This is a genomic window from Janthinobacterium silvisoli (assembly GCF_014200725.1).
GTDB lineage: Bacteria > Pseudomonadota > Gammaproteobacteria > Burkholderiales > Burkholderiaceae_D > Janthinobacterium.
The window spans coordinates 74,551-95,889 of sequence record NZ_JACHCL010000009.1 but is presented as its reverse complement, the minus strand read 5'-3'; the positions used below and the strand labels follow the sequence as shown (position 1 = coordinate 95,889).

Below are 21,339 nucleotides of genomic sequence, written 5' to 3'. Positions count from 1 at the left end.
GCTCCTTATTCCTGCTCCTTATTCCTGCCCCTTATTCCTGCCCCTTCAGCTGCAAGGCCCGCTCATATAAAGCGTTTTTCTTGCGGCCGGTGATTTGCGCCGTCAGGTTGGCGGCCTGTTTCACGCTGCATTCGGCCAGCAGGATGTTCAGGATGCGCTCGGCTTCCACGTCTTCCGCATCCTGCGCTTCGGTGGCGCCTTCCAGCAAGACGACGAATTCGCCTTTTTCGCGGTGCGCATCGGCGCGTATCCAGGCGACCGCTTCCGACAGGGGGCAGCGGTGCACTTCTTCAAACAGTTTTGTCAGTTCGCGCGCAAACACCACTTGCCGGGTCGGCTCGAACGCTTCGGCCAGGGCCGTGGCGCAATCGAGGATGCGGTGCGGCGCTTCGTAAAACACCATGGTGGCGGTGACGCCGCGCAGACTGTGCAAGATGTTTTCGCGCTGTTTGGCCTTGGCCGGCAGGAAGCCGACAAAATAAAACTGGTCATTGAGCAAGCCGCTGGCGGAAATGGCGGTGATCGCCGCCGATGGGCCCGGCAAAGGCAACACGCGCAAGCCGGCCGCGCGCACGGCATCGACGATGCGTGCGCCAGGGTCGGAGACAGCCGGCGTGCCCGCGTCGGAAACGAGCGCGATGCGCTCGCCGGCCTGCAGGCGGGCGATCAGGGTTTCCGCCACTTCGCGTTCATTATGTTGATGCGCAGCAATCAAAGGCTTGTTCAAGCCAAAACGCGTCATCAGGTGCGCCGTATTGCGGGTATCTTCACAGGCGACGGCGTCGGCCAGGCTCAGCAGATGCAGTGCGCGCAGGCTGATATCGGTCACATTGCCGATCGGCGTGGCCACTACATACAATGTTGCTATAGGATAGACCTGGTGCGCCGCCTCTGTCATGATGGGAAGGTTGGCGATTAAACTACTTTCTTGTACGGTCATTTTGGGGGTCAGATGCTTGCTAATAGTGTGAAGTTACTGCTTGTTTGTGGCGCGGCTGGCATGCTGAGCGCTTGCAGCACGCCTTGCGACGCGCCCGGGCAATTGTGCGCGCCTATTGAATCAAACACAAGTGCGCTGCCGCCACCCAAGCCAGTGCCCCCGCCGCGGCCACCGCGCCCGCCAGCACCCGAAGCGGTGACGTTTGCCGTGGCGGTGCCGAATATTACCTCGTATGACGAGGGCGGCACGCCCAACGTGGCGCCCATCCCGAACAAACCGGCCACCGGCATAGGGCAAGACATGCCCCCCGCCACGGCGCCAGCGCCATCCGATGGCCAGCTGCACCACATCGGCCTGCTGCTGCCGCTGCGTTCGGAAACCCTGGGCCCGGCCGCCGAACTGCTGCGCGCCGGCTTCATGGCCGCCTATGAGCGCGACCGCAGCGGCTTTGAAGTGAGCGTGACCGATACGGGCGAGACCACCAGCGACGTACTGAACACCTTTGCCCAGGCGCAAAGAGAACAGGATATCGTGGTGGGGCCTTTGGCGCGCTCGGCCGTGACGGCGGTGGCCAATAGCGATCTGGTCACCAAACCGACGATCGCCCTGAATCATCCCGACAACCGCGACGAAGCGCGCCTGCCCGCCAAACTGCTGGTAATGGGCCTGTCAATCGAAGCGGAAGCGCGCCAGGTGGCTGCCTGGGCGGCCAGCGAACAACCGGGCGCCAGCGCGCTGATCCTGTCGGCCGGCGCGCCATCGCAACGCCGCATCAGCACCGCCTTCAAGCAGGAATGGCTGCGCCAGGGCGGCAAGGTGGATGTACTTGAATTGTCGGCCGTGAACGGCTACCTGAGCGACGCCGAAATGGTGCAGCTGCGTGCGCGCTTGGCCGCCACGCCACCGGGCCTGCTGTTTGCCGCGCTGGACGCCGACCAGGCGCGCCAGCTGCGCGTGGCCATCGGCAGCGACCTGCCTTTATATGGCACGTCGTCGCTCAACCCAGGTGCCGGGCGCGGCGCCAGCGGCCCCGAACTGGACGGCGTGCGCCTGCTGGACTTGCCATGGCAGGTGCAGCGCGATCATCCGCAAGTGATGGTGTATCCGCAACCGCCACAGCCAAACGACCGCCGCCTGACAGCGGACATGGAACGCCTGTATGCGCTGGGCATCGACGCCTTCCGCGTGGCGCGTGAAGTGGCGCTGCGCCAGGGTGCCCCCTTTACGCTCGACGGCGTAACCGGCCGTTTATCGGTGCGCTCCGATGCTGGCCAGCTGCGTTTTGAACGCACGGAACAGGCAGCCAGCTACCAGAACGGCGCCGTAGCCGTGTGGCCGCCAGCGAACACGCCGCCAGCACAATAAGCCAGCCGCCATGCCTGCACAGAATACGCAAATACTGGGGCGGCAGGCGGAGGACGATGCGCTGGCGTATTTGCTGCTGCAGGGCCTGGTGCTGCTGCAGCGCCATTTTTTGTGCAAGGGCGGGGAACTCGACCTGATCATGCGCGATGGCAAAGTGATCGTGTTTGTCGAAGTGCGCCGACGCAGCAGCACGGCTTTCGGCGGCGCCCTGGCCAGCATCACGCAGCCCAAGCAGCGGCGCATGGTGCGCGCAGCCCAGACCTATCTGCTGGGGCAAAAAAAGCTGCCGCCCTGCCGCTTCGACGCGGTAGCCATCGATGGTACCCACATAAGCTGGCTGAAAAACATTTTGGATATGTAAGCATTTTTTACAGTGCTTGTTCGCCATACCGCGCGCCTGCACTATAATCGGCAGACTATGAATAATCAACGCATCCTCTCGCACTTCCACGAAAGTGCCGAACTCAAGATCCAGGCCGCTACGGTACTGGCACAACCGATTGCACAAGCGATCGAGCTGATGTTTTCCGCATTGTCCAATGGCAACAAGATTCTCGCCTGCGGCAATGGAGGTTCAGCGGCCGACTGCCAGCACTTTGCTGCTGAGCTGGTGGGCCGTTTCGAGCGCGAACGTTTTCCACTGCCGGCGCTGGCGCTGACCACGGACACCTCGATCATGACGGCTGTCGCCAACGATTACAGCTACCGCGAGATTTTCTCCAAGCAAGTGCAGGCATTTGGCCAGGCTGGCGATATCTTGCTGGCCATCTCGACGTCGGGCAATTCGGCCAACGTGATGGCAGCCGTGGAAGCGGCGCTTGAGCGCGAAATGCGCGTCGTAGCACTGACGGGCAAGGACGGCGGCGCCATCGGCAAGATGCTGACCGACGCCGACGTGCATATCTGCGTACCGGCCTCGCGCACGGCACGTATCCAGGAAGTACATTTGACAACCATACACTGCATTTGCGACGGCATCGACGTTGCTTTGTTCGGAGGAGATGTGAATGACTAAATTCGGTACTGGCCCAGGCTGGAAACGCGTACAACGCCCGCTGGCGACCGCACTCTTGTGCGGCGCCATGATGACCTCACTCACCGGCTGCATCGAACTGATGGTTGGCGGCGCAGTGATGGGTGGCGTCGCCGCGTCAGACCGCCGCACCCTGGGCGCCCAGACCGAAGACAAGTCGATCGCATTGAAAGGCGAATCGCGCATCCCCGCCATCGTCGGCGATATCGGCCATGTGAACGTCACCAGCTTCAACCGCCGCGTCCTGCTGACGGGCGAAGTGCGCGATGAAGCGATGAAACGTGCCGTCGAGAACGAAGTACGCGGCATCGAAGGCGTGCAATCGGTAGACAATGAGCTGATCATTGCCGGCCCCGCCAGCTACACTTCGCGCACCAACGACACCTTGATCACCACCAAGGTCAAGGCTAGCCTGGTGGACATGAAAACCATTTCTGCCGCCTCGTTCAAGGTGGTGACCGAAAACGCCACCGTCTTCCTGATGGGCCGCGTGACCCAGCGCGAAGGCACGGTCGCAGCCGATGTGGCGCGCGGCGTGGGCGGCGTGCAAAAAGTGGTCAAGGTGTTCGACTACATCACGGAAGCGGAACTGAAGCAATTGCAACCGGATCCGCCGCAAAAAAGCACGAGCAGCAATACGGCCAGCTAGTCTGCAGCAATCATTGCGATACGGCGATATAATGGCCGTATCATCCCGCATCTTGTGTGAAAACTATGTCAACACCGACTCCTGCCACCAAGTCCTGGCTCAAGCCAGCCCTCATCGCCGTGCTCGTGGCCGGCGTGGCGGCGGCAGCGTATGCGTCGGTCAGCAAGAAACAAAGCGCACCCGATGTGAGTTTCCACACCATACAGGGCGACACCATTACTTCGGCCAGCCTGCGCGGCAAGGTGGTGATGGTCAATTTCTGGGCCACCTCCTGCACCACTTGCGTGGCGGAAATGCCGGAAATGGTCGATACGTACAACAAGTACAAGGGGCAAGGCCTGGAATTCGTGGCCGTTGCCATGAAGTACGACCCCGCCAACTACGTGCTCAATTTCGCCGAAACGCGCCAGCTGCCATTCAAGGTAGCGCTCGACGTGACGGGCGATGCGGCCAAGGCCTATGGCGACGTGGCCCTCACGCCGACCACGTTCGTGCTCGACAAGCAGGGCAAGATACTCAAGCGCTATGTGGGCAAGCCGGAATTTGCGGAACTGCACAAATTGCTGGAATCGGCGCTGGCGGGTTGAGGCACAGTGAAACACTGCAGAAAACTTTGTTGCTAAGTATTGCAAAGTTGTTATAACCTGCCTCTGCTTGATTTCCGTTCATCTTGTGAAGGCCAGCCGTGTCCTCCGACGCCCAAACGCTCGACCCGCAACAACTCAAAACCTGGCTACTCGCCGCCGGCAACAAGGACGCTTCCGCGTTCCGTCTGCTGTATCAATCCACATCATCGAAACTGTTTGGCTTCGCGCTGCGTATATTGCATAAGCAAGAGCTTGCTGAAGAAGCCTTGCAAGAGGGTTTCGTCGCGATCTGGAACAACGCCGCCGCCTACCAGAGCCATCTGGCGGCGCCGATGACCTGGATGGCCACCATCGTGCGCAACAAGGCGTTCGATGTGCTGCGCCGCAGCGACGACACAGTGGAAATCGATGCCGAACAGTTTGATAGCGAAGTCATGAATGCACTACGAGATCCCCAGGCCACGCCGATAGAGTCGCTGCAGCTGAGCGGCGATGCCAAGGCGCTGGCGTTTTGCATGTCGGCCCTGGAAGGGCTGCACCGGCAGGTGGTCGCGCTCGCGTATTACCATGACCTGTCGCATAGCGAAGTGGCGCAGCAGATGTCGCTGCCAATCGGTACCGTGAAGACGTGGATACGGCGCAGCCTTGAGCGGCTGCGCACGTGCCTGGCGAAACGGGAGGCCTCATGAATATCCGCGGCAACGATACGCTGCGCCAGAAACTGGCTTCCGAATACGTGCTGGGCACCTTGAAGGGCGGCGCGCGGCGCCGTTTTGAAGGCTGGCTGCACAATGACGCCGACTTGCGCAATATCACGGCCGAATGGCGCCAGCGCCTGGAGCCGATGGCGGAATTTGCCACGCCGGTGGCGCCGCCAAAACGGGTCTGGAAGCAGATCGAGCAGCGCTTGCACCTGGCGCCGCAAGGTGGTTGGGCACTGTGGCGCGATTCGCTGTCATTCTGGCGCTCGCTCGGCATGGCGTCGAGCGCCATCGCGGCCCTGCTGGTGATCGTGGTGGCCACGCGTCTGCTCGAAGCGCCGCAAATTAACTATGTGGCCAGCCTGACCGATGAGAAAGCGCAGACCGCCCTGCTGCTGACGGCTGACAGCCGCCACGGCGCGCTGGAAGTGCGCATGGTCGGCAACGCACCCGTGCCTGCTGATCGCGACCTGGAACTGTGGGCCGTGCCGAAGAGCGGCAACCCGCGCTCGTTGGGCTTGCTGGCCGACAAGGGCAGTGTAAAACTGGCCCTGAACCAGCGCGCCATCGGCAACGACGTGGCCCTGCTGGCGGTCACCCTGGAACCGAAGGGCGGCTCGCCGAATCCGGATGGACCGACGGGGCCGATCTTGTATAAAGGTAACTGGGTAAAAATTTAAGCTTACTTCGGATACAGAATCATCTGCGTGCAGCGGAACAGGGCAATTGTCTTGCCCGTTTCCTTGCTTTTCACCACGGCATCCCACACTTGGGTATTGCGGCCTTTGTGTTCGACTTTGGCAGTGCAGATGATGGTGCCGTCGCGGGCCGTGCCCAGGTGGTTCGATTTGAGTTCGATGGTGGTAAAGTTGCTGGCGCCTTCGGGCAGGTTGGCGATGCAGCCATAACCGGATGCTGTGTCGGCCAGGGTCACCACGCTGCCGGCGTGCAGATAGCCATTCGGCGCCAGCAAATGCGGCAAGACCGGCAATTCCGCCGTCAGCTGGCCATCGCCGACCGAGGTGATGACGATGCCCAGGTGGCCGGGCAGGCGGCCGATGCCGCGTTCATTGAGTACTTCCAGGGTAATGTCGGGATTGCTCATGGTCTCTCTCTATGCTTGTTATCGTCAGTAGTCTCCGGACAGCCAGGCTGGCCGAAATTACTACGATGATAGCAATTTTTCCGACCAGGCTTGCGCCAACGCTTATTTCCGGCTGCGCCGCCGCTTCCACCAGATCATGCTGCCAGTCAGCAGGAACGCCAGCGGCATCAGCCCAAACACCATGATGATGCTGCGTCCCACCACGCCAAAAGCCTGGCCCGAGTGCAAGGGGAATTGCCAGCCCAGGAAACGTTCGCCCGCCGAGGCCGTCAAAGGGTCGCTGATACGCAAGGTCTGGCCGCTGCGCGAGTCGAGCGTAATGCGCGTGGCGCCATCGCCCTGGGCGATTTCGTCTGGCTGGCGCACTCTTATGTCATAGGGCACGTTCGGCTTGGCCGGCAAGGCGATGCGCGACACTTGTCCGTGCGGATACAGTTGCTGCGCAGCCGACATGGCCTCGGCCACGCTGATCGCGGGACCATGCTGGCTCACATTGCTGAGCTTATCCTTGTCGATCACGCCCGACACCATGCCGACCACCGGCACGACCAATTGCGGCAAATTGAAATAAATGCCGGAAAAGGCCAGCAGCGCCAGCACGGGCGCGGCAACAAAGCCGGCCGCCTTGTGGAAGGTGTAATTGAAACGGGGCCAGGAACCGCCATGCGACACCGTCAGCGCGCGCCGGATGGCTTTCCACTGCAGGCGCGGCCACCACAGCCAGATGCCGCTCAGCGCCATCAACAGCAAGACCACGCCGGAAATACCGGTAATCGTCTTGCCCACGTCGCCCGTCAGCAGATAGCGGTGCAAATGGAACATGCCTGACATCAAGAGCGGACGCGACAGGCCGAAACGGCCCCATTCGCGCTCGCCCTTCACTTGCAGGGTGTAGGGGTCGACCATCACCTGGCGCACGATGGCGACCTGGAAGGCGTCGGGTTTGCCCTTCTGGCGATAGCTGGCCACGTAGACATCGTGCTCGTCTGACGGCGGATTGATCTGGCTGGGCTTGCCGTAGGCAGGGTCGGCCGTGAGCCGGTCGACCACGGTTTGCACCGTAGCGGGCGTCACCTGGAACACCTGGCCCTGGGCCGGTTTGCTCGCTTGCAAGAGTGTGGGATTGAGCCAGGTATCGAGTTCCGGCATCCAGGCAATCGCCGAACCGGTCAAACCCAGCAAGACGAACAGGGCGCCGAACCACAGGCCGGCATACAGGTGCAGCTTGCCGATCAACAACTTGCTCAGGCGTTTGGACATGGCGCGATTTCTTGACAGGTAGAAAGGAAATTTTTGGCTGCGGAACGATAGCATGAAAGCACGCGAATGCGTATCGTTATCAATCAATGGCGATGAGCTAAGCAAAAACAGTACACAAACGCCCTGAAATAAATCAAAAATAGAGGTTTTTGAGCGTTTCTGCACTATAGACGAGCGGATCGGCATCATGGCGACTGCTGGCGCGGCATACACTTTCCCTTATACTTTACTGAAAGGGAATACCATGAAACACACCACACTCCTGGCCGCCATCGCTGGCCTCATCCTCCACGCTGGCGTGCAAGCCGCCCCCGCCTTCACCGTCAGCAGCGACGATGTAGCCGATGGCAAGATGATGGGCAGCGCGCAAGTCTACGAAGGTTTTGGCTGCTCGGGCGGCAACCTGGCGCCGCAACTGGCGTGGCAACATGCGCCGGCCGGCACCAAGAGTTTCGCCGTTACCGTCTACGACCCGGATGCGCCTACCGGCAGCGGCTGGTGGCACTGGGGCGTGTTCAACTTGCCAGCGGCCACCTCATCCTTGCCGCACGGCGCAACGGCCGCCACCTTGCCCGCTGGCGCAGTGCAAGGCCGCAATGATTATGGCAACAACGCCTTTGGCGGCGCCTGCCCACCGGCCGGCGACAAGCCGCACCGCTACCAGATCACCGTGTGGGCCTTGAAAGTGGACAAGCTGCCGCTGGACCAGCAAGCCAGCGCCGCCATGCTTGGCTATATGCTCAACGCCAATGCGCTGGGCAAGGCCCGCATCACGCCAGTGTATGGCCGATAAGCCCGTCACCGACATGCAGGAAGTCGCCTTGAGCGAGCTGCGCATCGCGCGCGGCACCATCGAGGCGCGCCGTGCGCAAAACTTGCGCCGGGTGCCCGTATTCCAGACCAGCTTGTGCCGCATACGGCAGGGCGAAAAGTTGCTCGAATGGGGAGAGCGCCAACTGCGCGCCAGCACTAGCGAGCTGGTATTGATGCCGGCCGGGCAAGAACTGGGCGTGGCCAATTTGCCTGGCAGCCACGGTTATCTGGCGGAAGTGGTCAGTTTTTCACCGGCCCTGATCGCCCGTTTCCGCTCCCGCCATGGCGGCTTGATCGATGGCCAGCTGCGCCAGGCGGCCACGGCCAGCCTGTGCGTACCGCTTGATACCCACGCAGCGCTGGCCTGGGACCAATTGATGGCCAGCCTGGCGAATGGCGCGCCGCCTGCCCTGCAAGCGCACCAGGCGGAAGGTTTGTTGCTGGTATTGGCGCTGGCTGGCCATTGCGGGCCACTGCTGATGGACCGCCGCGATCCACTGGCGGCGCGGGTGCAGCAAGTGCTGCTGCTCGATCCTGCGGCCGACTGGAGCGTGCCCAGGGTGGCGGCCCAGTTAAAGCTGGGGGCATCGACCCTGCGGCGCCAGCTTGCCCTGGAGCATAGACATTTCCGCGACATCCTCGACGATGTGCGCCTGGGGATGGCGCTGCAAGAGTTGCAAGCTGGCATCTCTCCGATAGGCGACATCGCCGCCGCCTGCGGTTACGCTTCCGCTTCGCGTTTTGCCGCGCGCTTCCGCCAGCGGTATGGCCTATCGCCCCGCGACCTGCGGGCCACAGTCTAAAGCAAGTTAATTGCAACAAGATGACAGGATAGGGGTTTTCTTGCTACTATTCGCTCATGTCTATCCGCCAGCCACACCGAAAACCAGCCAGCCACGCGAAGTCCCGCTTCGCGATTGCGCCATGGCGCGTGTGCCTGGCCATGTTCAGCGCACTGGCGCTGGTGTTCCTGCTGTCGACCGCTGTCACGCATTTGCACAAGAGTGCACTGGCAGCCGAAGATTGCACGCTGTGCGCCACCGTCATCGACAAGGTCGCCGACCTGACCGTGCCACCGGTCGTTCTTGAACCGGTCGCCCAACTATTACCCTACCGCTTGCTGGCCGTCGTGCCAGTCACGCTGACACCCGCCATTCCCCTGTTGCTGCCGCCCGTGCGCGGCCCGCCGTCAATCTCCTTGTAGTTCCCACGCTGTTTTTTCTTTTTTTTCAGGCAACGCCAGGCCGCGTCTACGCGCGCCGCAGGCATCGTCTGGCGTTGACTATTTTTGAGGTTTTCCATGCAACACACTCCACGTTTGAGCGCGCTGTCGCTCGCCCTTGCCAGCCTGTTTTCCGTTTCCGCCTATGCAGCCGATGTTGCCCCAGCGCCCGCAGCCGACCTCAGTTCGTCTGCCGATGCCAGCGCCGATACGTCAGCAACCGCCGCACCGCAGGACATGCAAACAGTCGAAGTCACTTCGGCCCATTTGAAGAGCGCCCGCATCGAGTTATCACCGAAGATCGGCACCACTGTCTACAGCATCGATAGCCACATGGTGAATATGCTGGGCCAGGGCGATAACACGCCATTCAATGAAGTGCTGCTGCGCCTGCCAGGCGTGTCGCAAGACTCCAAGGGTTCCGGTGCGCTGCACGTGCGCGACGATCATGCAAACGTGCAATACCGTATCAATGGCGTACAGTTGCCAGAAAGCATCTCCGGTTTCGGCCAATCGATCGATACGCGTTTGGTCGCCAACACGGATTTCGTCACGGGCGCCTTGCCTGCCCAGTTCGGCCTGCGCACGGCTGGCATCGTCGACATTGAAACCAAGGAAGGTGGCGTGACACCAGGCGGCAGGGTCGGCGTCCTGGTCGGCAGCAACAACTACGTCGAGCCTAGTGCTGAATTTTTTGGCAGCGTAGGCAAGTTCAACTACTATCTGTCGGGCAGCTATCTGGGCAACTCGATCGGCGTGGAAAATCCACAACCGACGCGTAGCCCCTTGCATGACAAGACGCGCCGGAACAAATCGTTCGGCAGCCTGTCGTATTTCCTCGATGACAATACGCGCCTGGGCGCCATGTTTGGCACCTACAACGGCCGCTTCCAGATTCCAAACAATCCGGACCAGGCGCCAGGCTTCTCGCTGGCTGGCCAGAGCGATGCCGCTGCCGGTACGTCCACCCTGCCATCGTCGCAGCTCAATGAAAACCAGCGCGAAGTGAACCGTTTCCTGGTGCTGTCGCTGCAAAAGAGCCTGGGCGACCTGAACTACCAGGTATCGGCTTTCCACCAGTATTCGGAATTGCATTTCACGCCAGACCCGATCGGCGACCTGATCTATAACGGCGTGGCGTCCGACACGCTGCGCTCGAACAGCGCTTCGGGCGCCCAGTTCGACCTCAGCTATAAACTCAATCCGACCCATACGCTGCGCACCGGCCTGGCTTACACGCGCCAAAAAACCATCAGCAACAACACGGTGGGCGTATTCACGACCGGCGACGACGGCTCGCAAAACTCGACCACGCCGACCACCATCGTCGACAACAGCGGCAAGACGGGCACGCTGGCCAGTTTCTACCTGCAGGATGAATGGCATATCAGCAAGCCGCTGACCCTGAACTATGGCGCCCGCTTCGATAAAGTCTCGGCCTTCACCAGCGAACAGCAATGGAGCCCGCGCGTCAACCTGGCTTACCAGGTCGCGCCTGGCACGGCCCTGCACGCCGGCTACTCGCGCTACTTCACGCCGCCACCACAAGAACTGGCAGCGCAAAGCAGTATCGACCTGTATGCGAACACGACCAATGCGCCAGCGGTGCCGACCTCGGACAACGTCAAGGCCGAACGCACGCATTACTATGACGTCGGCATCAGCCACCAAGTCACTTCCAAGCTGACGGTGACGGCAGACGTGTACTACAAGAAAATCACCAACCTGCTCGACGAAGGCCAGTTTGGCCAGGCGCTGATCTTGTCGCCATTCAACTATGCCGAAGGCTATGCCAAGGGCCTGGAATTGTCGGCCATCTATAGCGAGAAAAACTGGGGCGCCTTCCTGAACGCCAGCACGCAAAAAGCGCAAGGCCGCAACATCATCTCGGGTCAATCGCTGTTCGGTGCGGATGAGCTTGCTTACATCAGCAAAAACTATATCTACCTCGACCACGACCAAACCTACACCATGTCGGGCGGTGCGCATTACCACTTCGGCGATTCGCAAGTAAGTACTGACTTCCTGTACGGCAGCGGCTTGCGCGATACACCGGACGGCGCGGCGCCGAACTCGGGCCACTTGCCGCATTACTTCACGGTCAATGCAGCACTGACCCACACGTGGAAAAACACGCCTGTGGGCAAGGTCGAAGGCCGCTTGGCCCTGATCAACCTGTTTGATAAATCGTATCTGCTGCGCGACGGTTCCGGCGTGGGCGTAGGAGCACCGCAATACGGCGCACGCCGTAGCCTGTACGCAGGCTTGTCGACCAGCTTCTAATCAAGGACAGCGACGCCAGGCGGGGCTACAGAGCGCTCGCCTGGCAACTGTGATTACCGTGATGAAAAGGACGCCATCTGGCGTCCTTTTTTTATGTTCGTCCGGTTTGCCTGGCCTATTCGGCGCCAAACACCAGCTGGACCATCTTGAACATCAGCATCAAGGCCGCAATGATCAGATAGCCGCGCAAGGCCGCCATCCACAAGCGGTTCAGCAAGCTGATCTGGGCCGGTTGCAATTGCTCGATCGGCGGCATGCGCCAGCTGTCGCGCAAGCTCTTGTCGATGGCGCTCTGCTGCACATCGACCACGCCACGCCGCTTTTCGAACCATTTCACGCCGATCGCCGACGCAGCCGTCAGCAAGCTGCCTGAGACCAGTATCCAGACGATCTGGGTACCGGAAATGCTGGGGAACAAGACCGACGCGGTCAGGATGATCGACATCATCACCAGCGCTGCGACGATGGCGCCGGCGCCGTAATTGATCAGCCGCGAATTGACCCACGGGCCGAGGACTTGCTTGTCATTGCAGAGCAGTAGCAAGAACACGGTGGCGCCCGGCAACAATACGCCGGCCAGGGTTTGCACCATATTCGTCAGCAGGCCCAGCGACACGCCCGGCGTCAAGACCAGCGCCGCCGCGATCGCGATCAAGCCGCAGTACACGGCATAAAAACCCTTGGCATCGCCGGCCTTGCGGTGCAGCGAATGTTTCAACGACAAGATATCGCCCAGGGCATAAGCGCTCGACAGCGATACCGCCGACGCGCCGATGATGCTGGCGTCGATCAGGGCCAGCGCAAACAGGACGCCGGGCAGACGGCCATAATATTTCTCGATGCCATGGGCCACCGCACCGGCATCGACGAAGTTGCCGAACTCGGGACGCCCGCCAAAGGTCTGCGCGCAAAACGCCATCATCGCGGCCGCGCCGACGATGACGATCACGATGCCCAGCCACAAATCGATCCGTTCATATTTGATGAAGCGCGGCGTGATGCGCTTGTCGATGACATAGCTTTGCTGGAAGAACAGTTGCCAGGGCGCCACGGTGGTGCCGACAATCGCGATGATCAGCAACATCACTTCGCTTAACTTACTGCCCGGCGGCAAGCCAGGTATCAGCAAGTCATGCGCCATTTGCCCGACCGGCGGATGTATCATCAGCACCACCGGCACCAGCAGCAGGCTTCCAAAGACCAGCAGCATGGCGAAGCGTTCGAAGCGCCGGAAATTACCGGTGGTCGCCACGCCCATGATGATGATGGCGGCCGCCACCAGCCCCCACAGTTTCGATACGCCCAGGTAGTCGAGGCCGAGACTGATGCCGATGAATTCCGTGACGATGGTCAAGGCATTGAGCACGAACAGATCGATCACGCTGAACGCGCCCCAGAATTTGCCGAAGCGCTCAAAGATCAGGCGTGCATGGCCGACGCCAGTCACCGCGCCCAGGCGCAGCACCATTTCCTGGTTGATATAGAGCACCGGAATGAGCATCAGCAAGGTCCACAGCAAGGTGGTGCCATAGTTTTGACCCGCCTGGGTATAGGTGCCGAAAGCGCCGGCGTCATTGTCACCCACCATCACGATCAGGCCGGGGCCGAGTATCGCCAGCAGGGTCTTGAATTTGGCCCACCAGGTGCGGCGCGGCGCATGGTCATGGGCGCCGATGGAACCGAAAGCGCCATGGATATCTCCGACATGGGCTTCGTCCAGGACGGCGCCGGCATAGGAATGGGCAGAGGCGGGCGAGGGGGGAACTTGCTTGAGTAAAGTGTGGGACATGATGCACCTCAGAATTCGGCATGCAGCCGGACAGTGTCGACATTCACCGGACCGCGGTCGGTGTTATAGCCGGGATTGTTGATGTGCTGAAAACCCAGCATCAGCGAAGTAAAGCCTGTCAGGTTCAGGTTGTAATACAGCTCCATGATCTGTTCAGGCTTGTAATTGAGCCGGCCATCGCCGATGAAACCGCCGAGCCCGCCCAGCGCCAGATAATCGCGGTGCGCCTGGCTCAAGCCATTTTCGGCATACGCCACGGCGAAGGTATCCTTGGGCCGATGCCAGCGGCTGCCGCTGAGCGACACGCCGCCGCTCAGCGAACGCTCGATCTCGGTGAAGGAATAGGTTTCGGTCTGCCCATCGTTCCAGCTGGCGCGGGCGAACAGGCCCACATCGGGGCGCAGCGCATGTTCCAGGCTAAGGCCATAACCGATCTTGTTTTGCTCCTTGCGTACATCCATCACGGAAGGAATTCCGCCGGTCAGGGCAGCGGCTGCGATGGCATCATTGAAACTGCCCATGATTTCATGGTTGCGGAAAGCCATCAGCCTCAGCTTGCCCGATTGGCTGCCCAAGGCATAGTCGCGCTCGATTTCAACTTGATCGCCATGCAGCCGGCCGTAGCGGGTATCGAGCGGCTGGCCATTGGCGATCACCGGCACCAGGTAGCGGCCGGCACGAAACGCCCAGTCGCCGTCGTAATACTCGGCGGCAGCGCCCCAGGTGTAGCCGCGCGCATCGGCTGCATAATCGAAGGCGCCGTGGGTCAGCAAGGCCCAGTTGGTAAATTGCGTGCGCGGATCATGCGCATAGCTATTGTTGTCGAAGATATCGATGATGCTCATATTGCCCACGGTAATCACCAGACGGCGCCGGTCGACCATACCGGCCAGCTGGTTGGCGCCCGATGCGACCGCATCCTGGCCACCGCCAAGATCAAAAGTTTGCTTGAGGTACAAGCGCGCCCGATAAAACGTCGGGGTCGGGCCGCTGGTCTTTTGCTGCTCGCTATTGGTCAGCCCTCCCAGACCATGCAGATCGGAAAACGGCACCGCCTGGATCATTTCCGGATTGAAATACAGCTCCGTGCCATGCCACGGCCGGTAGCCGAAATAAGCGGTCGCGGTCAGCGAGTACGATTTTTCACGCCCGGGCATCAGGCTGTTGTCGCCCGAGTACGGCGCGGAAAACGCATCCTTGTGCTGCCACAGATACGTAGTCTGGAAGTTTGCGTTCCAGTTTTCATCGGGCATGGTTTCCTGCGCATGCAGCGACAGTGGCATATACAGAAAACGCCCCAGCAGGAAAACGATGGCGACCTTCTTTTTGTTTTGAAACATGGCTAACTCCTCTGTGTATAAACATGGAAGCCAGGCATCGGTTCACCGTTCGCGCAGCCCGACAGCGTGCCTGCGGCGCGCGCCGCATCACAGCCGCTCAGCCGGGAAAGCCGGGCGGTATCAGGTCGTGCCGGGGCCTCGGATAAGCACCGAAGACCTGGCAATCAATATATGTAGTGGGAGTAAGCAGAATCGGCGCGACAGGCTGCGCGCAGATAGGGATACCACCATCCGCCGACGGCAAGATAGTGGCAAGGTTGTGCTTGCGGAATCTTACCGGGACCGGACCAAATACAATGTTTGGCAACAACTACAATCGGAACTAGCGCCCACGCAAGGACTCCATGAAAGTGAAAACAGGGCGAGTGTAGGCAGCGCCATTTCCTGCGTCAAGCGCAAAAAGCCGAAACAAATGAGATCGATACTGTCGCGTTGCGGCGCGTGGACAGCTTAAGAAAGCTTTTGAAAATACGCAGGATCTTTGGTTGACCAGTGTTGTCCAGGCCGCTACCGTGACCGCCTGCGGAGCAAACCGGAAGCCCGCTCAAGCCCAGCTGATTGGACTTTTTCCTTTTGACACCAGGTAGTCATTGGCCTGGCTGAACGGCTTGCTGCCAAAGAAACCTCGGTGTGCCGACAGCGGTGAAGGATGGGGCGCCGCCAGGATGCGATGCTTGCGGGCATCGATCAAGCTGCGCTTGGCTTGCGCATAGCCGCCCCACAGAATGAAGACCAGATTATCGCGTTCGTTGGACAGGGTGTGGATCGCACTGTCCGTCAACTTTTCCCAGCCCTTGCCCGCATGCGATCCCGCCTCACGGGCGCGCACCGTCAGCACGCTGTTGAGCAAAAACACGCCTTGTTCGGCCCAGTCCGACAAATCCGTGCGGCTGCGCTGCAGGCCGAGATCGTTGTGCAATTCCTTGAAGATGTTTTGCAAGCTGGGCTGGGGAGGGTTGCCTTCAGGAATAGAAAAACACAAGCCCATGGCCGCCCCCGGCGTGTGATACGGGTCTTGCCCCAGGATCACGGCTTTGACGGCATCGAAGGGCGTCGTATCAAAGGCACGGAAGATATCCTTGCCGCGCGGGAAACACGGCCCCGCCTTGTACTCTTGCTTGACGAGCGCGACAAGATTTTCCCAGTACGGCTGTTCAAATTGCGGCTGCAGCCGCGCTTTCCATGAGGCTTCGATGCGCACGTCCATGCCCAGCTCCGTATTAATCTATCAATCCTGATAATCAAACACCTTAGTATAGCCCGCAGGGAAGCGCGTTTGCCAACGATTCAGGCAGGCAAAAAAAAGCCGCCCTGCTATACAGCGGGCGGCTCTTGATATGGCGCAGGTACTTAGAAATTGAGCGCCGATTCCACGCCAGCGCTATGCGCCTGTTCATCTGCATGGTATGAGCTGCGCACCATGGCGCCGACGGCGGCGTGGGTGAAGCCCATCTTGTACGCTTCGGCTTCGAACATCTTGAACACGTCCGGGTGCACGTAGCGGCGCACTGGCAAGTGGCTGTTCGATGGGGCCAGGTATTGGCCGATGGTCAGCATGTCGATGTCGTGCTCGCGCATGTCGCGCATCACTTGCAGGATTTCCTCGTCGGTTTCACCCAGGCCAACCATGATGCCGGACTTGGTTTTTACGCCCGGGTACATGGCCTTGAAGTCTTTCAGCAGTTTCAGCGAGTGCATATAGTCCGAACCGGGGCGCGCTTCCTTGTACAGGCGCGGCGCCGTTTCCAGGTTGTGGTTCATCACGTCAGGCAAGCCATCCTTGAACAGCAGCAAGGCTTTTTCCAGGCGGCCACGGAAGTCGGGCACCAGCACTTCGATGCGGGTGTTGGGCGACAGGGCGCGCGTTTGCTGGATGCACTCGACGAAGTGGCCGGCGCCACCGTCGCGCAAGTCATCGCGGTCGACCGAGGTGATGACGACGTAGTTCAGGCGCAGCTTGGCGATGGTTTTCGACAGGTTCGCCGGCTCTTCCTTGTCCAGCGGATCAGGGCGGCCATGGCCCACGTCGCAGAACGGGCAGCGGCGCGTGCACTTGTCGCCCATGATCATAAAGGTGGCCGTGCCCTTGCCGAAGCATTCGCCGATGTTCGGGCAGCTGGCTTCTTCACACACGGTGACCAGATTGTTTTCGCGCAACACGTCCTTGATTTCATAGAAACGGGTCGATGCGGAGGCAGCCTTGACGCGGATCCAGTCCGGCTTTTTCAGGCGCTCGATCTGTTCGATCGGGATGATCTTGATCGGAATGCGCGAGGTCTTGCTGGCGCCTTTTTGCTTTTCGCTCGGATTGTAGACGGGAGCGGCGGTAGCGACGGGGGCGTTGCTGGAAATGGTCTCAGAAGTCATGGCTGCGTACCCTTGCGGGCGTGTTGGTTTGTTTGCTCAGGCAACGACTGCCTGAGGCGCGCCTGCGGCGCTATTCACTTCGCTTACATCGAGTAATACGGTCAATTCATGGGCCAGCGCGCGCTGCACTTCAGCCAGCGGCACGTCCACGCCCATGCTGCGCATGTCCACCGTTTTCAGACCGGAATAACCACAGGGGTTAATCCAGGAAAACGGCGCCAGGTCCATCGCCACATTGAGCGACAGACCATGGTAGGTGCAGCCGTTGCCGCGCACTTTCAAGCCCAGCGCGGCGATCTTCGCACCCTTATCCGGGCCGCCGGCGATATAAATGCCAGGCGCGCCATCGATGCGCTCGCCTGCAAGATTATACGCCGCCAGCACATTGATGATGGCTTGCTCGATTTTATGCACGAACTGGCGCGCATACAGCTTGCCGCCCGGCTTGTTGCGGCGCAAGTCCATCAACAGGTAAATCACCACCTGGCCGGGACCGTGGAAAGTGACTTCACCGCCACGGTCAGTCTGCACCACGGGAATCGCATCGGCGCCCGCCAGCAAATGGCCGCGGTCGGCCGCCAGGCCCAGCGTAAATACGGGCGGGTGCTCGACGATCCACAGCTCATCGCGTGTTTCCGTGGTACGGGCATCGGTAAAGGTCCGCATGGCGGCGAAGGTCGGTTCGTAATCAACGCGACCGAGCTCGCGGATCAGCGCAGCTTCAGTGTGGGTGGTGGTCATGACAACTCTGTAGTCGGCGGCGTAGCCGTGATTATAAAGCAGGCCAGCGATTACTTCAGGGCAGCATGCGGTTCACCGCCCGAAAGCATTAATAGATGACCAACAAACTGGCCAGTTTTTGCGTCGCATGGCGTATTTGCGCCAGGCTCAGGGCCGTATAGCCGATCAGCACGGCCGGCGCCAGTTTCACACCGTGGCAAAAATCACCGAGCGGCTGCAGCGCCAGGCCCGCCTGCGCGGCCTGGGCGCAAAATGTCCGTTCATCGCTGCCTGGCGGCAGCCACAATATGCAATGAAAGCCTGCTTGCTGGCCGGAAATCGTGTAACGACCGGGCGCATCGCGCTCCAGGCAGGCCAGTAGCAGATCGCGCCTTTCCTTGTAGGCGTGGCGCGCCTGGCGCAAGTGGCGCACGAAAGCGCCGTCCTCCATCCAGGCGGCCAGCGCCAGCTGTTCCGTCATGCCCACCGAGCGGCCCGTTACCTGCAGGGTGCGCAGCAGCAGGGGGAGCAGGCCAGGCGGCAACACCATGAAACCCACGCGCAAGCCCGTAAACAAGGTCTTGTTGAAGCTGCCGCAATACACCACGCGCTGGTATTGATCCAGCGCCTTCAGGGCTGCCAGCGGGGCGCTCTGGTAATTGAATTCGCTGTCGTAATCGTCTTCCACCACCCAGGCGCCGCTATCGCTGGCCCATTCGAGCAATTCCAAGCGCCGCGTGACAGACATGGTCACTCCCAGCGGGGACTGGTGCGCCGGCGTCACATACACCAGGCTGGCGTCGGCATGCTGGCGCAGGGCCGTGCAATCGATGCCTTCTGCATCGACGGCAATATCGACGGGCAGGGCGCCGCTCATGGCAAACAGGGTGCGCGCGGCCGGGTAGCCGGGATCTTCCAGGCAAACCTTGTCGCCCGCCCGCACGATGCTGCGCGCCAGCAAATCAAGACCGTGGCGGATGCCGGTGGTCACCACGATATCTTGCGGGCTGCATTTGACGCCCCGGTACTTGCCCAGGTAATCGGCGATTTGCCGGCGCAAGCCCGGCGCGCCAGCCGGATCGTCGCTGCACAGCTGTTCTGGCGTAGCGGCAAACAGCGCCCGCGTCGCACATTTGGACCAGGCCGTCATGGGAAACAGGCTGGCGTCGGCGCGCCGCGCCACGAACGGCAAGCCCTCGCGCACGCCCGTATCGGACACCGGTGCCGGCTCGGAAAATGGCCCGGCCGGGGTGGCATCTTCAAATCCTGCCATCAGGAAACGTTCCGGCACCACGGCGCACACGCGGGTGCCCGAACCGGGGATGCGCGTCACATAGGCTTCCGCATGCAGGCGGTCGAACACGGCTTCGATGGTGCCGCGCGATACTTGCCAGCGTTCGGCCAGGGTGCGGCTCGATGGCAAGCGGCTGCCGGCTGGCAGCAATTTGCCCAGGATGGCCGAACGCAGCGCTTCATAAGCGCCCGTTTGTTTGCTGACGCCTTCCTTGTCCAGCCAGTTGGCGGGACGGGGCAAGTCCAGCGCCAGCGGTGATTTTCCTCGTGGCATGATGGCGATGGTCACTCAAGTGGTCCAATAGGATTTCTCATATCCGGTGCTTCTTATTAAACCACAACCATTCTATTCTCAGCGCTCCACTGAACACGTCTTTGTGAATAGCCATGCATAAACCGCTACCCTTATGGGCCTGGAGCGCCATCCTCTTGCTGCTGGTATGCCTGTCGCGCATCAGCATCGATATCTATCTGCCTTCACTGCCCGCCATGGCAGATGCGCTGCATGCCAGCGATGCACAGCTGCAATTGACCCTGAGCCTATTCATGGCCGGTTCGGCCGCGTCGATGCTGGTCTGCGGCCCGCTGGCCGACCGCCATGGCCGCCGCCCCGTGCTGCTGGCCGGCATGGCGATCTACCTGCTGGCCAGCATCGTTTGCGCCTGCGCCACCAGCGCACCCGTACTGATCGCCGCGCGCGTGCTGCAGGCATTCGGCGGCTGCAGCGGCACCATCATCTGCAGGGTGATGGTGCGCGACCGTTTTGATCCGGCAACGCAGGCGCGCATGCTGGGGCGCATTTCGATGGGCATGGGCTTGTCGCCCATCGTCGCGCCCTTGCTTGGCAGCGTACTGGAAGTGACGTTGGGCTGGCGCGCCGTGTTCATGGTGCTGTGCGCACTGGGTTTCCTGTCCGTACTGCTGATCGCCCGCTACCTGCCGGAAACCAAACCCGCCAACGCGGTACCGCATGGCAATGTGCTGCGCCTGTACCGCCGCCTGCTGGGCGACGCCTACTTTCTACGTTATGCGCTGGCCATCGGTTTTGTGTACTGCACCTACTTCCCCTTTATCGCGGAATCGTCGGTGCTGTTGCAAAGGGGCTGGCAGCTGTCACCGGGCGCGTATGCGCTGGTGTTCGGCCTGACGGTCAGCGGCTATATGACGGGATCGAAGCTATTCCAGAAATGGGGGCCGCGCCATGGCGCCGACCGCATGCTGGGCCTGGCCGTGGCGCTCAATCTGGCGGGCGCGGCCAGCCTGCTGGTGCTTGGCAACCTGGCGCCATGGAACCTGGCGTCGCTGGTGGTGCCCATGATGGTAGTGATGCTGTCGGTGGGCATGGCCATCCCCGCTTGCCAGCTGGCCGTGCTGCAGCCGTATGGTGCGCAGGCGGGCAGCGCATCGGGCCTGTTTTTCTTTATCCAGATGGCGATTACGTCCGCCTGCGGCGCGCTGATCGCTGCCCTGTCCGACGGCAGCGCGCAGCCCATGCTGTGGGTCACGGCGGGCGCCAGCGCGGCCTTTGCCGCCGTCTGCCTGCTGTCGGCGCGGGTACGGGCGCCGCAGGCCAGCATGTTTACATGACGATCTTGACCATCGGGTGTGCCGACAGGGCCGTGTACAGGGCGTCGAGCTGTTCGCGGCTGACGGCGCGCACGGTAACGGTCAGGCCCGTGTAATTGCCCTTGCCGGATGGGCGCTCTTCCAGACGGCCTGCATGGAAGGTCGGATCGTGGCTGATGACCAGTTCCATGATGGTGGGCGCGAAGTCGACATGCGTCGGCCCCATGACCTTGATCGGGAAATCGCTGGGATATTCGATCAGCGACTCGCTGGGGGGAATGGTTTGCATATTCGTTCCTATCACGT

22 protein-coding genes are annotated in these 21,339 nt (G+C 61.0%); 12 read left to right on the top strand and 10 right to left on the bottom strand.

The features are described 5' to 3' along the window. Positions 1-31 precede the first annotated feature (31 nt). Positions 32-940 carry a 16S rRNA (cytidine(1402)-2'-O)-methyltransferase gene (gene rsmI, locus HDE75_RS25150; protein ID WP_183682373.1) on the bottom strand — a complete coding sequence of 303 codons (909 nt, stop codon included), beginning with the start codon at positions 938-940 and terminating at the stop codon, positions 32-34. Positions 941-1,000: 60 nt separating this feature from the next. On the opposite strand from rsmI, the gene HDE75_RS25145 reads away from it, so the two are divergent. From HDE75_RS25145 to HDE75_RS25115, 7 genes are all read left to right on the top strand, one after another. Continuing rightward, a complete protein-coding gene (locus HDE75_RS25145) occupies positions 1,001-2,305 on the top strand; it encodes a penicillin-binding protein activator (RefSeq protein WP_183682370.1) in 1,305 nt (434 codons plus the stop codon). A 10-nt stretch (positions 2,306-2,315) separates the two neighbouring features. After that, a complete protein-coding gene (locus HDE75_RS25140; RefSeq protein WP_183682367.1) occupies positions 2,316-2,666 on the top strand; it encodes a YraN family protein in 351 nt (116 codons plus the stop codon). Between the two features lie 57 nt (positions 2,667-2,723). Continuing rightward, positions 2,724-3,320 carry a phosphoheptose isomerase gene (locus HDE75_RS25135; RefSeq protein WP_183682364.1) on the top strand — a complete coding sequence of 199 codons (597 nt, stop codon included), beginning with the start codon at positions 2,724-2,726 and terminating at the stop codon, positions 3,318-3,320. Further along, positions 3,313-3,987, top strand: coding sequence for a BON domain-containing protein (locus tag HDE75_RS25130; RefSeq protein WP_183682361.1), 675 nt, complete (start codon positions 3,313-3,315; stop codon positions 3,985-3,987). Before HDE75_RS25135 ends, HDE75_RS25130 begins: the two co-directional genes overlap by 8 nt. Before the next feature lie 65 nt (positions 3,988-4,052). Then, positions 4,053-4,574 carry a TlpA disulfide reductase family protein gene (locus tag HDE75_RS25125; RefSeq protein ID WP_183682359.1) on the top strand — a complete coding sequence of 174 codons (522 nt, stop codon included), beginning with the start codon at positions 4,053-4,055 and terminating at the stop codon, positions 4,572-4,574. 98 nt (positions 4,575-4,672) lie between these two features. After that, a complete protein-coding gene (locus tag HDE75_RS25120; protein WP_183682356.1) occupies positions 4,673-5,263 on the top strand; it encodes a sigma-70 family RNA polymerase sigma factor in 591 nt (196 codons plus the stop codon). After that, the gene (locus tag HDE75_RS25115) at positions 5,260-5,955 is read left to right on the top strand and encodes an anti-sigma factor (RefSeq protein WP_183682352.1); all 696 of its coding nucleotides are present in this window, start codon (positions 5,260-5,262) and stop codon (positions 5,953-5,955) included. The genes HDE75_RS25120 and HDE75_RS25115 overlap by 4 nt, the downstream gene beginning before the upstream one ends. 2 nt (positions 5,956-5,957) lie before the next feature. On the opposite strand, the gene HDE75_RS25110 is transcribed toward HDE75_RS25115, so the two are convergent. Both HDE75_RS25110 and HDE75_RS25105 read right to left on the bottom strand, forming a co-directional pair. Beyond that, positions 5,958-6,380, bottom strand: a complete 423-nt coding sequence (locus tag HDE75_RS25110; protein ID WP_183682349.1) for a PaaI family thioesterase — start codon at positions 6,378-6,380, stop codon at positions 5,958-5,960. A 102-nt stretch (positions 6,381-6,482) separates the two neighbouring features. After that, the gene (locus HDE75_RS25105) at positions 6,483-7,640 is read right to left on the bottom strand and encodes a PepSY-associated TM helix domain-containing protein (protein ID WP_183682346.1); all 1,158 of its coding nucleotides are present in this window, start codon (positions 7,638-7,640) and stop codon (positions 6,483-6,485) included. Positions 7,641-7,884: 244 nt separating this feature from the next. Between HDE75_RS25105 and HDE75_RS25100 the strand changes: the two genes are divergently transcribed. The 4 genes from HDE75_RS25100 (at position 7,885) to HDE75_RS25085 (ending at position 11,958) form a co-directional block, all read left to right on the top strand. Continuing rightward, positions 7,885-8,433, top strand: coding sequence for a YbhB/YbcL family Raf kinase inhibitor-like protein (locus HDE75_RS25100; protein WP_183682343.1), 549 nt, complete (start codon positions 7,885-7,887; stop codon positions 8,431-8,433). Beyond that, positions 8,423-9,256: a helix-turn-helix transcriptional regulator gene (locus HDE75_RS25095; protein WP_221291997.1), complete on the top strand. Its 834-nt coding sequence runs from the start codon at positions 8,423-8,425 to the stop codon at positions 9,254-9,256. The genes HDE75_RS25100 and HDE75_RS25095 overlap by 11 nt, the downstream gene beginning before the upstream one ends. A 56-nt stretch (positions 9,257-9,312) precedes the next feature. Continuing rightward, positions 9,313-9,657: a hypothetical protein gene (locus HDE75_RS25090; RefSeq protein ID WP_183682340.1), complete on the top strand. Its 345-nt coding sequence runs from the start codon at positions 9,313-9,315 to the stop codon at positions 9,655-9,657. A gap of 96 nt (positions 9,658-9,753) precedes the next feature. Continuing rightward, complete coding sequence (locus tag HDE75_RS25085; RefSeq protein ID WP_183682337.1) at positions 9,754-11,958, top strand: TonB-dependent receptor; 2,205 nt, start codon at positions 9,754-9,756, stop codon at positions 11,956-11,958. Between the two features lie 115 nt (positions 11,959-12,073). Here the strand turns inward: HDE75_RS25085 and HDE75_RS25080 are convergent, their stop codons facing one another. From HDE75_RS25080 to pdxR, 6 genes are all read right to left on the bottom strand, one after another. Continuing rightward, the gene (locus HDE75_RS25080; RefSeq protein ID WP_183682334.1) at positions 12,074-13,747 is read right to left on the bottom strand and encodes an NRAMP family divalent metal transporter; all 1,674 of its coding nucleotides are present in this window, start codon (positions 13,745-13,747) and stop codon (positions 12,074-12,076) included. A gap of 8 nt (positions 13,748-13,755) precedes the next feature. Beyond that, positions 13,756-15,087 carry a carbohydrate porin gene (locus HDE75_RS25075; RefSeq protein WP_260174382.1) on the bottom strand — a complete coding sequence of 444 codons (1,332 nt, stop codon included), beginning with the start codon at positions 15,085-15,087 and terminating at the stop codon, positions 13,756-13,758. A gap of 544 nt (positions 15,088-15,631) precedes the next feature. Further along, positions 15,632-16,294 carry a uracil-DNA glycosylase gene (locus HDE75_RS25070; protein ID WP_183682330.1) on the bottom strand — a complete coding sequence of 221 codons (663 nt, stop codon included), beginning with the start codon at positions 16,292-16,294 and terminating at the stop codon, positions 15,632-15,634. A 143-nt stretch (positions 16,295-16,437) separates the two neighbouring features. Continuing rightward, positions 16,438-17,454: a lipoyl synthase gene (lipA, locus tag HDE75_RS25065; RefSeq protein ID WP_183682327.1), complete on the bottom strand. Its 1,017-nt coding sequence runs from the start codon at positions 17,452-17,454 to the stop codon at positions 16,438-16,440. Between the two features lie 36 nt (positions 17,455-17,490). Continuing rightward, positions 17,491-18,195, bottom strand: a complete 705-nt coding sequence (lipB, locus tag HDE75_RS25060) for a lipoyl(octanoyl) transferase LipB (protein ID WP_183682325.1) — start codon at positions 18,193-18,195, stop codon at positions 17,491-17,493. An 88-nt stretch (positions 18,196-18,283) separates the two neighbouring features. Next, a complete protein-coding gene (pdxR, locus tag HDE75_RS25055) occupies positions 18,284-19,741 on the bottom strand; it encodes a MocR-like pyridoxine biosynthesis transcription factor PdxR (RefSeq protein ID WP_183682322.1) in 1,458 nt (485 codons plus the stop codon). A gap of 113 nt (positions 19,742-19,854) precedes the next feature. Between pdxR and HDE75_RS25050 the strand changes: the two genes are divergently transcribed. Further along, positions 19,855-21,054, top strand: coding sequence for a multidrug effflux MFS transporter (locus HDE75_RS25050; protein ID WP_183682318.1), 1,200 nt, complete (start codon positions 19,855-19,857; stop codon positions 21,052-21,054). On the opposite strand, the gene HDE75_RS25045 is transcribed toward HDE75_RS25050, so the two are convergent. Then, a complete protein-coding gene (locus HDE75_RS25045) occupies positions 21,047-21,322 on the bottom strand; it encodes a DUF493 family protein (protein ID WP_183682316.1) in 276 nt (91 codons plus the stop codon). The two genes, HDE75_RS25050 and HDE75_RS25045, sit on opposite strands and share 8 nt — an antisense overlap. Positions 21,323-21,339 lie beyond the last annotated feature (17 nt).

Coding starts and splice junctions, on each gene's coding strand:
- rsmI (WP_183682373.1), bottom strand. CDS start 940: ATGACCGTACAAGAAAGTAGTTTAATCGCCAACCTTCCCATCATGACA.
- HDE75_RS25145 (WP_183682370.1), top strand. CDS start 1,001: ATGCTGAGCGCTTGCAGCACGCCTTGCGACGCGCCCGGGCAATTGTGC.
- HDE75_RS25140 (WP_183682367.1), top strand. CDS start 2,316: ATGCCTGCACAGAATACGCAAATACTGGGGCGGCAGGCGGAGGACGAT.
- HDE75_RS25135 (WP_183682364.1), top strand. CDS start 2,724: ATGAATAATCAACGCATCCTCTCGCACTTCCACGAAAGTGCCGAACTC.
- HDE75_RS25130 (WP_183682361.1), top strand. CDS start 3,313: ATGACTAAATTCGGTACTGGCCCAGGCTGGAAACGCGTACAACGCCCG.
- HDE75_RS25125 (WP_183682359.1), top strand. CDS start 4,053: ATGTCAACACCGACTCCTGCCACCAAGTCCTGGCTCAAGCCAGCCCTC.
- HDE75_RS25115 (WP_183682352.1), top strand. CDS start 5,260: ATGAATATCCGCGGCAACGATACGCTGCGCCAGAAACTGGCTTCCGAA.
- HDE75_RS25110 (WP_183682349.1), bottom strand. CDS start 6,380: ATGAGCAATCCCGACATTACCCTGGAAGTACTCAATGAACGCGGCATC.
- HDE75_RS25105 (WP_183682346.1), bottom strand. CDS start 7,640: ATGTCCAAACGCCTGAGCAAGTTGTTGATCGGCAAGCTGCACCTGTAT.
- HDE75_RS25100 (WP_183682343.1), top strand. CDS start 7,885: ATGAAACACACCACACTCCTGGCCGCCATCGCTGGCCTCATCCTCCAC.
- HDE75_RS25095 (WP_221291997.1), top strand. CDS start 8,423: ATGGCCGATAAGCCCGTCACCGACATGCAGGAAGTCGCCTTGAGCGAG.
- HDE75_RS25090 (WP_183682340.1), top strand. CDS start 9,313: ATGTCTATCCGCCAGCCACACCGAAAACCAGCCAGCCACGCGAAGTCC.
- HDE75_RS25085 (WP_183682337.1), top strand. CDS start 9,754: ATGCAACACACTCCACGTTTGAGCGCGCTGTCGCTCGCCCTTGCCAGC.
- HDE75_RS25080 (WP_183682334.1), bottom strand. CDS start 13,747: ATGTCCCACACTTTACTCAAGCAAGTTCCCCCCTCGCCCGCCTCTGCC.
- HDE75_RS25075 (WP_260174382.1), bottom strand. CDS start 15,087: ATGTTTCAAAACAAAAAGAAGGTCGCCATCGTTTTCCTGCTGGGGCGT.
- HDE75_RS25070 (WP_183682330.1), bottom strand. CDS start 16,294: ATGGACGTGCGCATCGAAGCCTCATGGAAAGCGCGGCTGCAGCCGCAA.
- lipA (WP_183682327.1), bottom strand. CDS start 17,454: ATGACTTCTGAGACCATTTCCAGCAACGCCCCCGTCGCTACCGCCGCT.
- lipB (WP_183682325.1), bottom strand. CDS start 18,195: ATGACCACCACCCACACTGAAGCTGCGCTGATCCGCGAGCTCGGTCGC.
- pdxR (WP_183682322.1), bottom strand. CDS start 19,741: ATGCCACGAGGAAAATCACCGCTGGCGCTGGACTTGCCCCGTCCCGCC.
- HDE75_RS25050 (WP_183682318.1), top strand. CDS start 19,855: ATGCATAAACCGCTACCCTTATGGGCCTGGAGCGCCATCCTCTTGCTG.
- HDE75_RS25045 (WP_183682316.1), bottom strand. CDS start 21,322: ATGCAAACCATTCCCCCCAGCGAGTCGCTGATCGAATATCCCAGCGAT.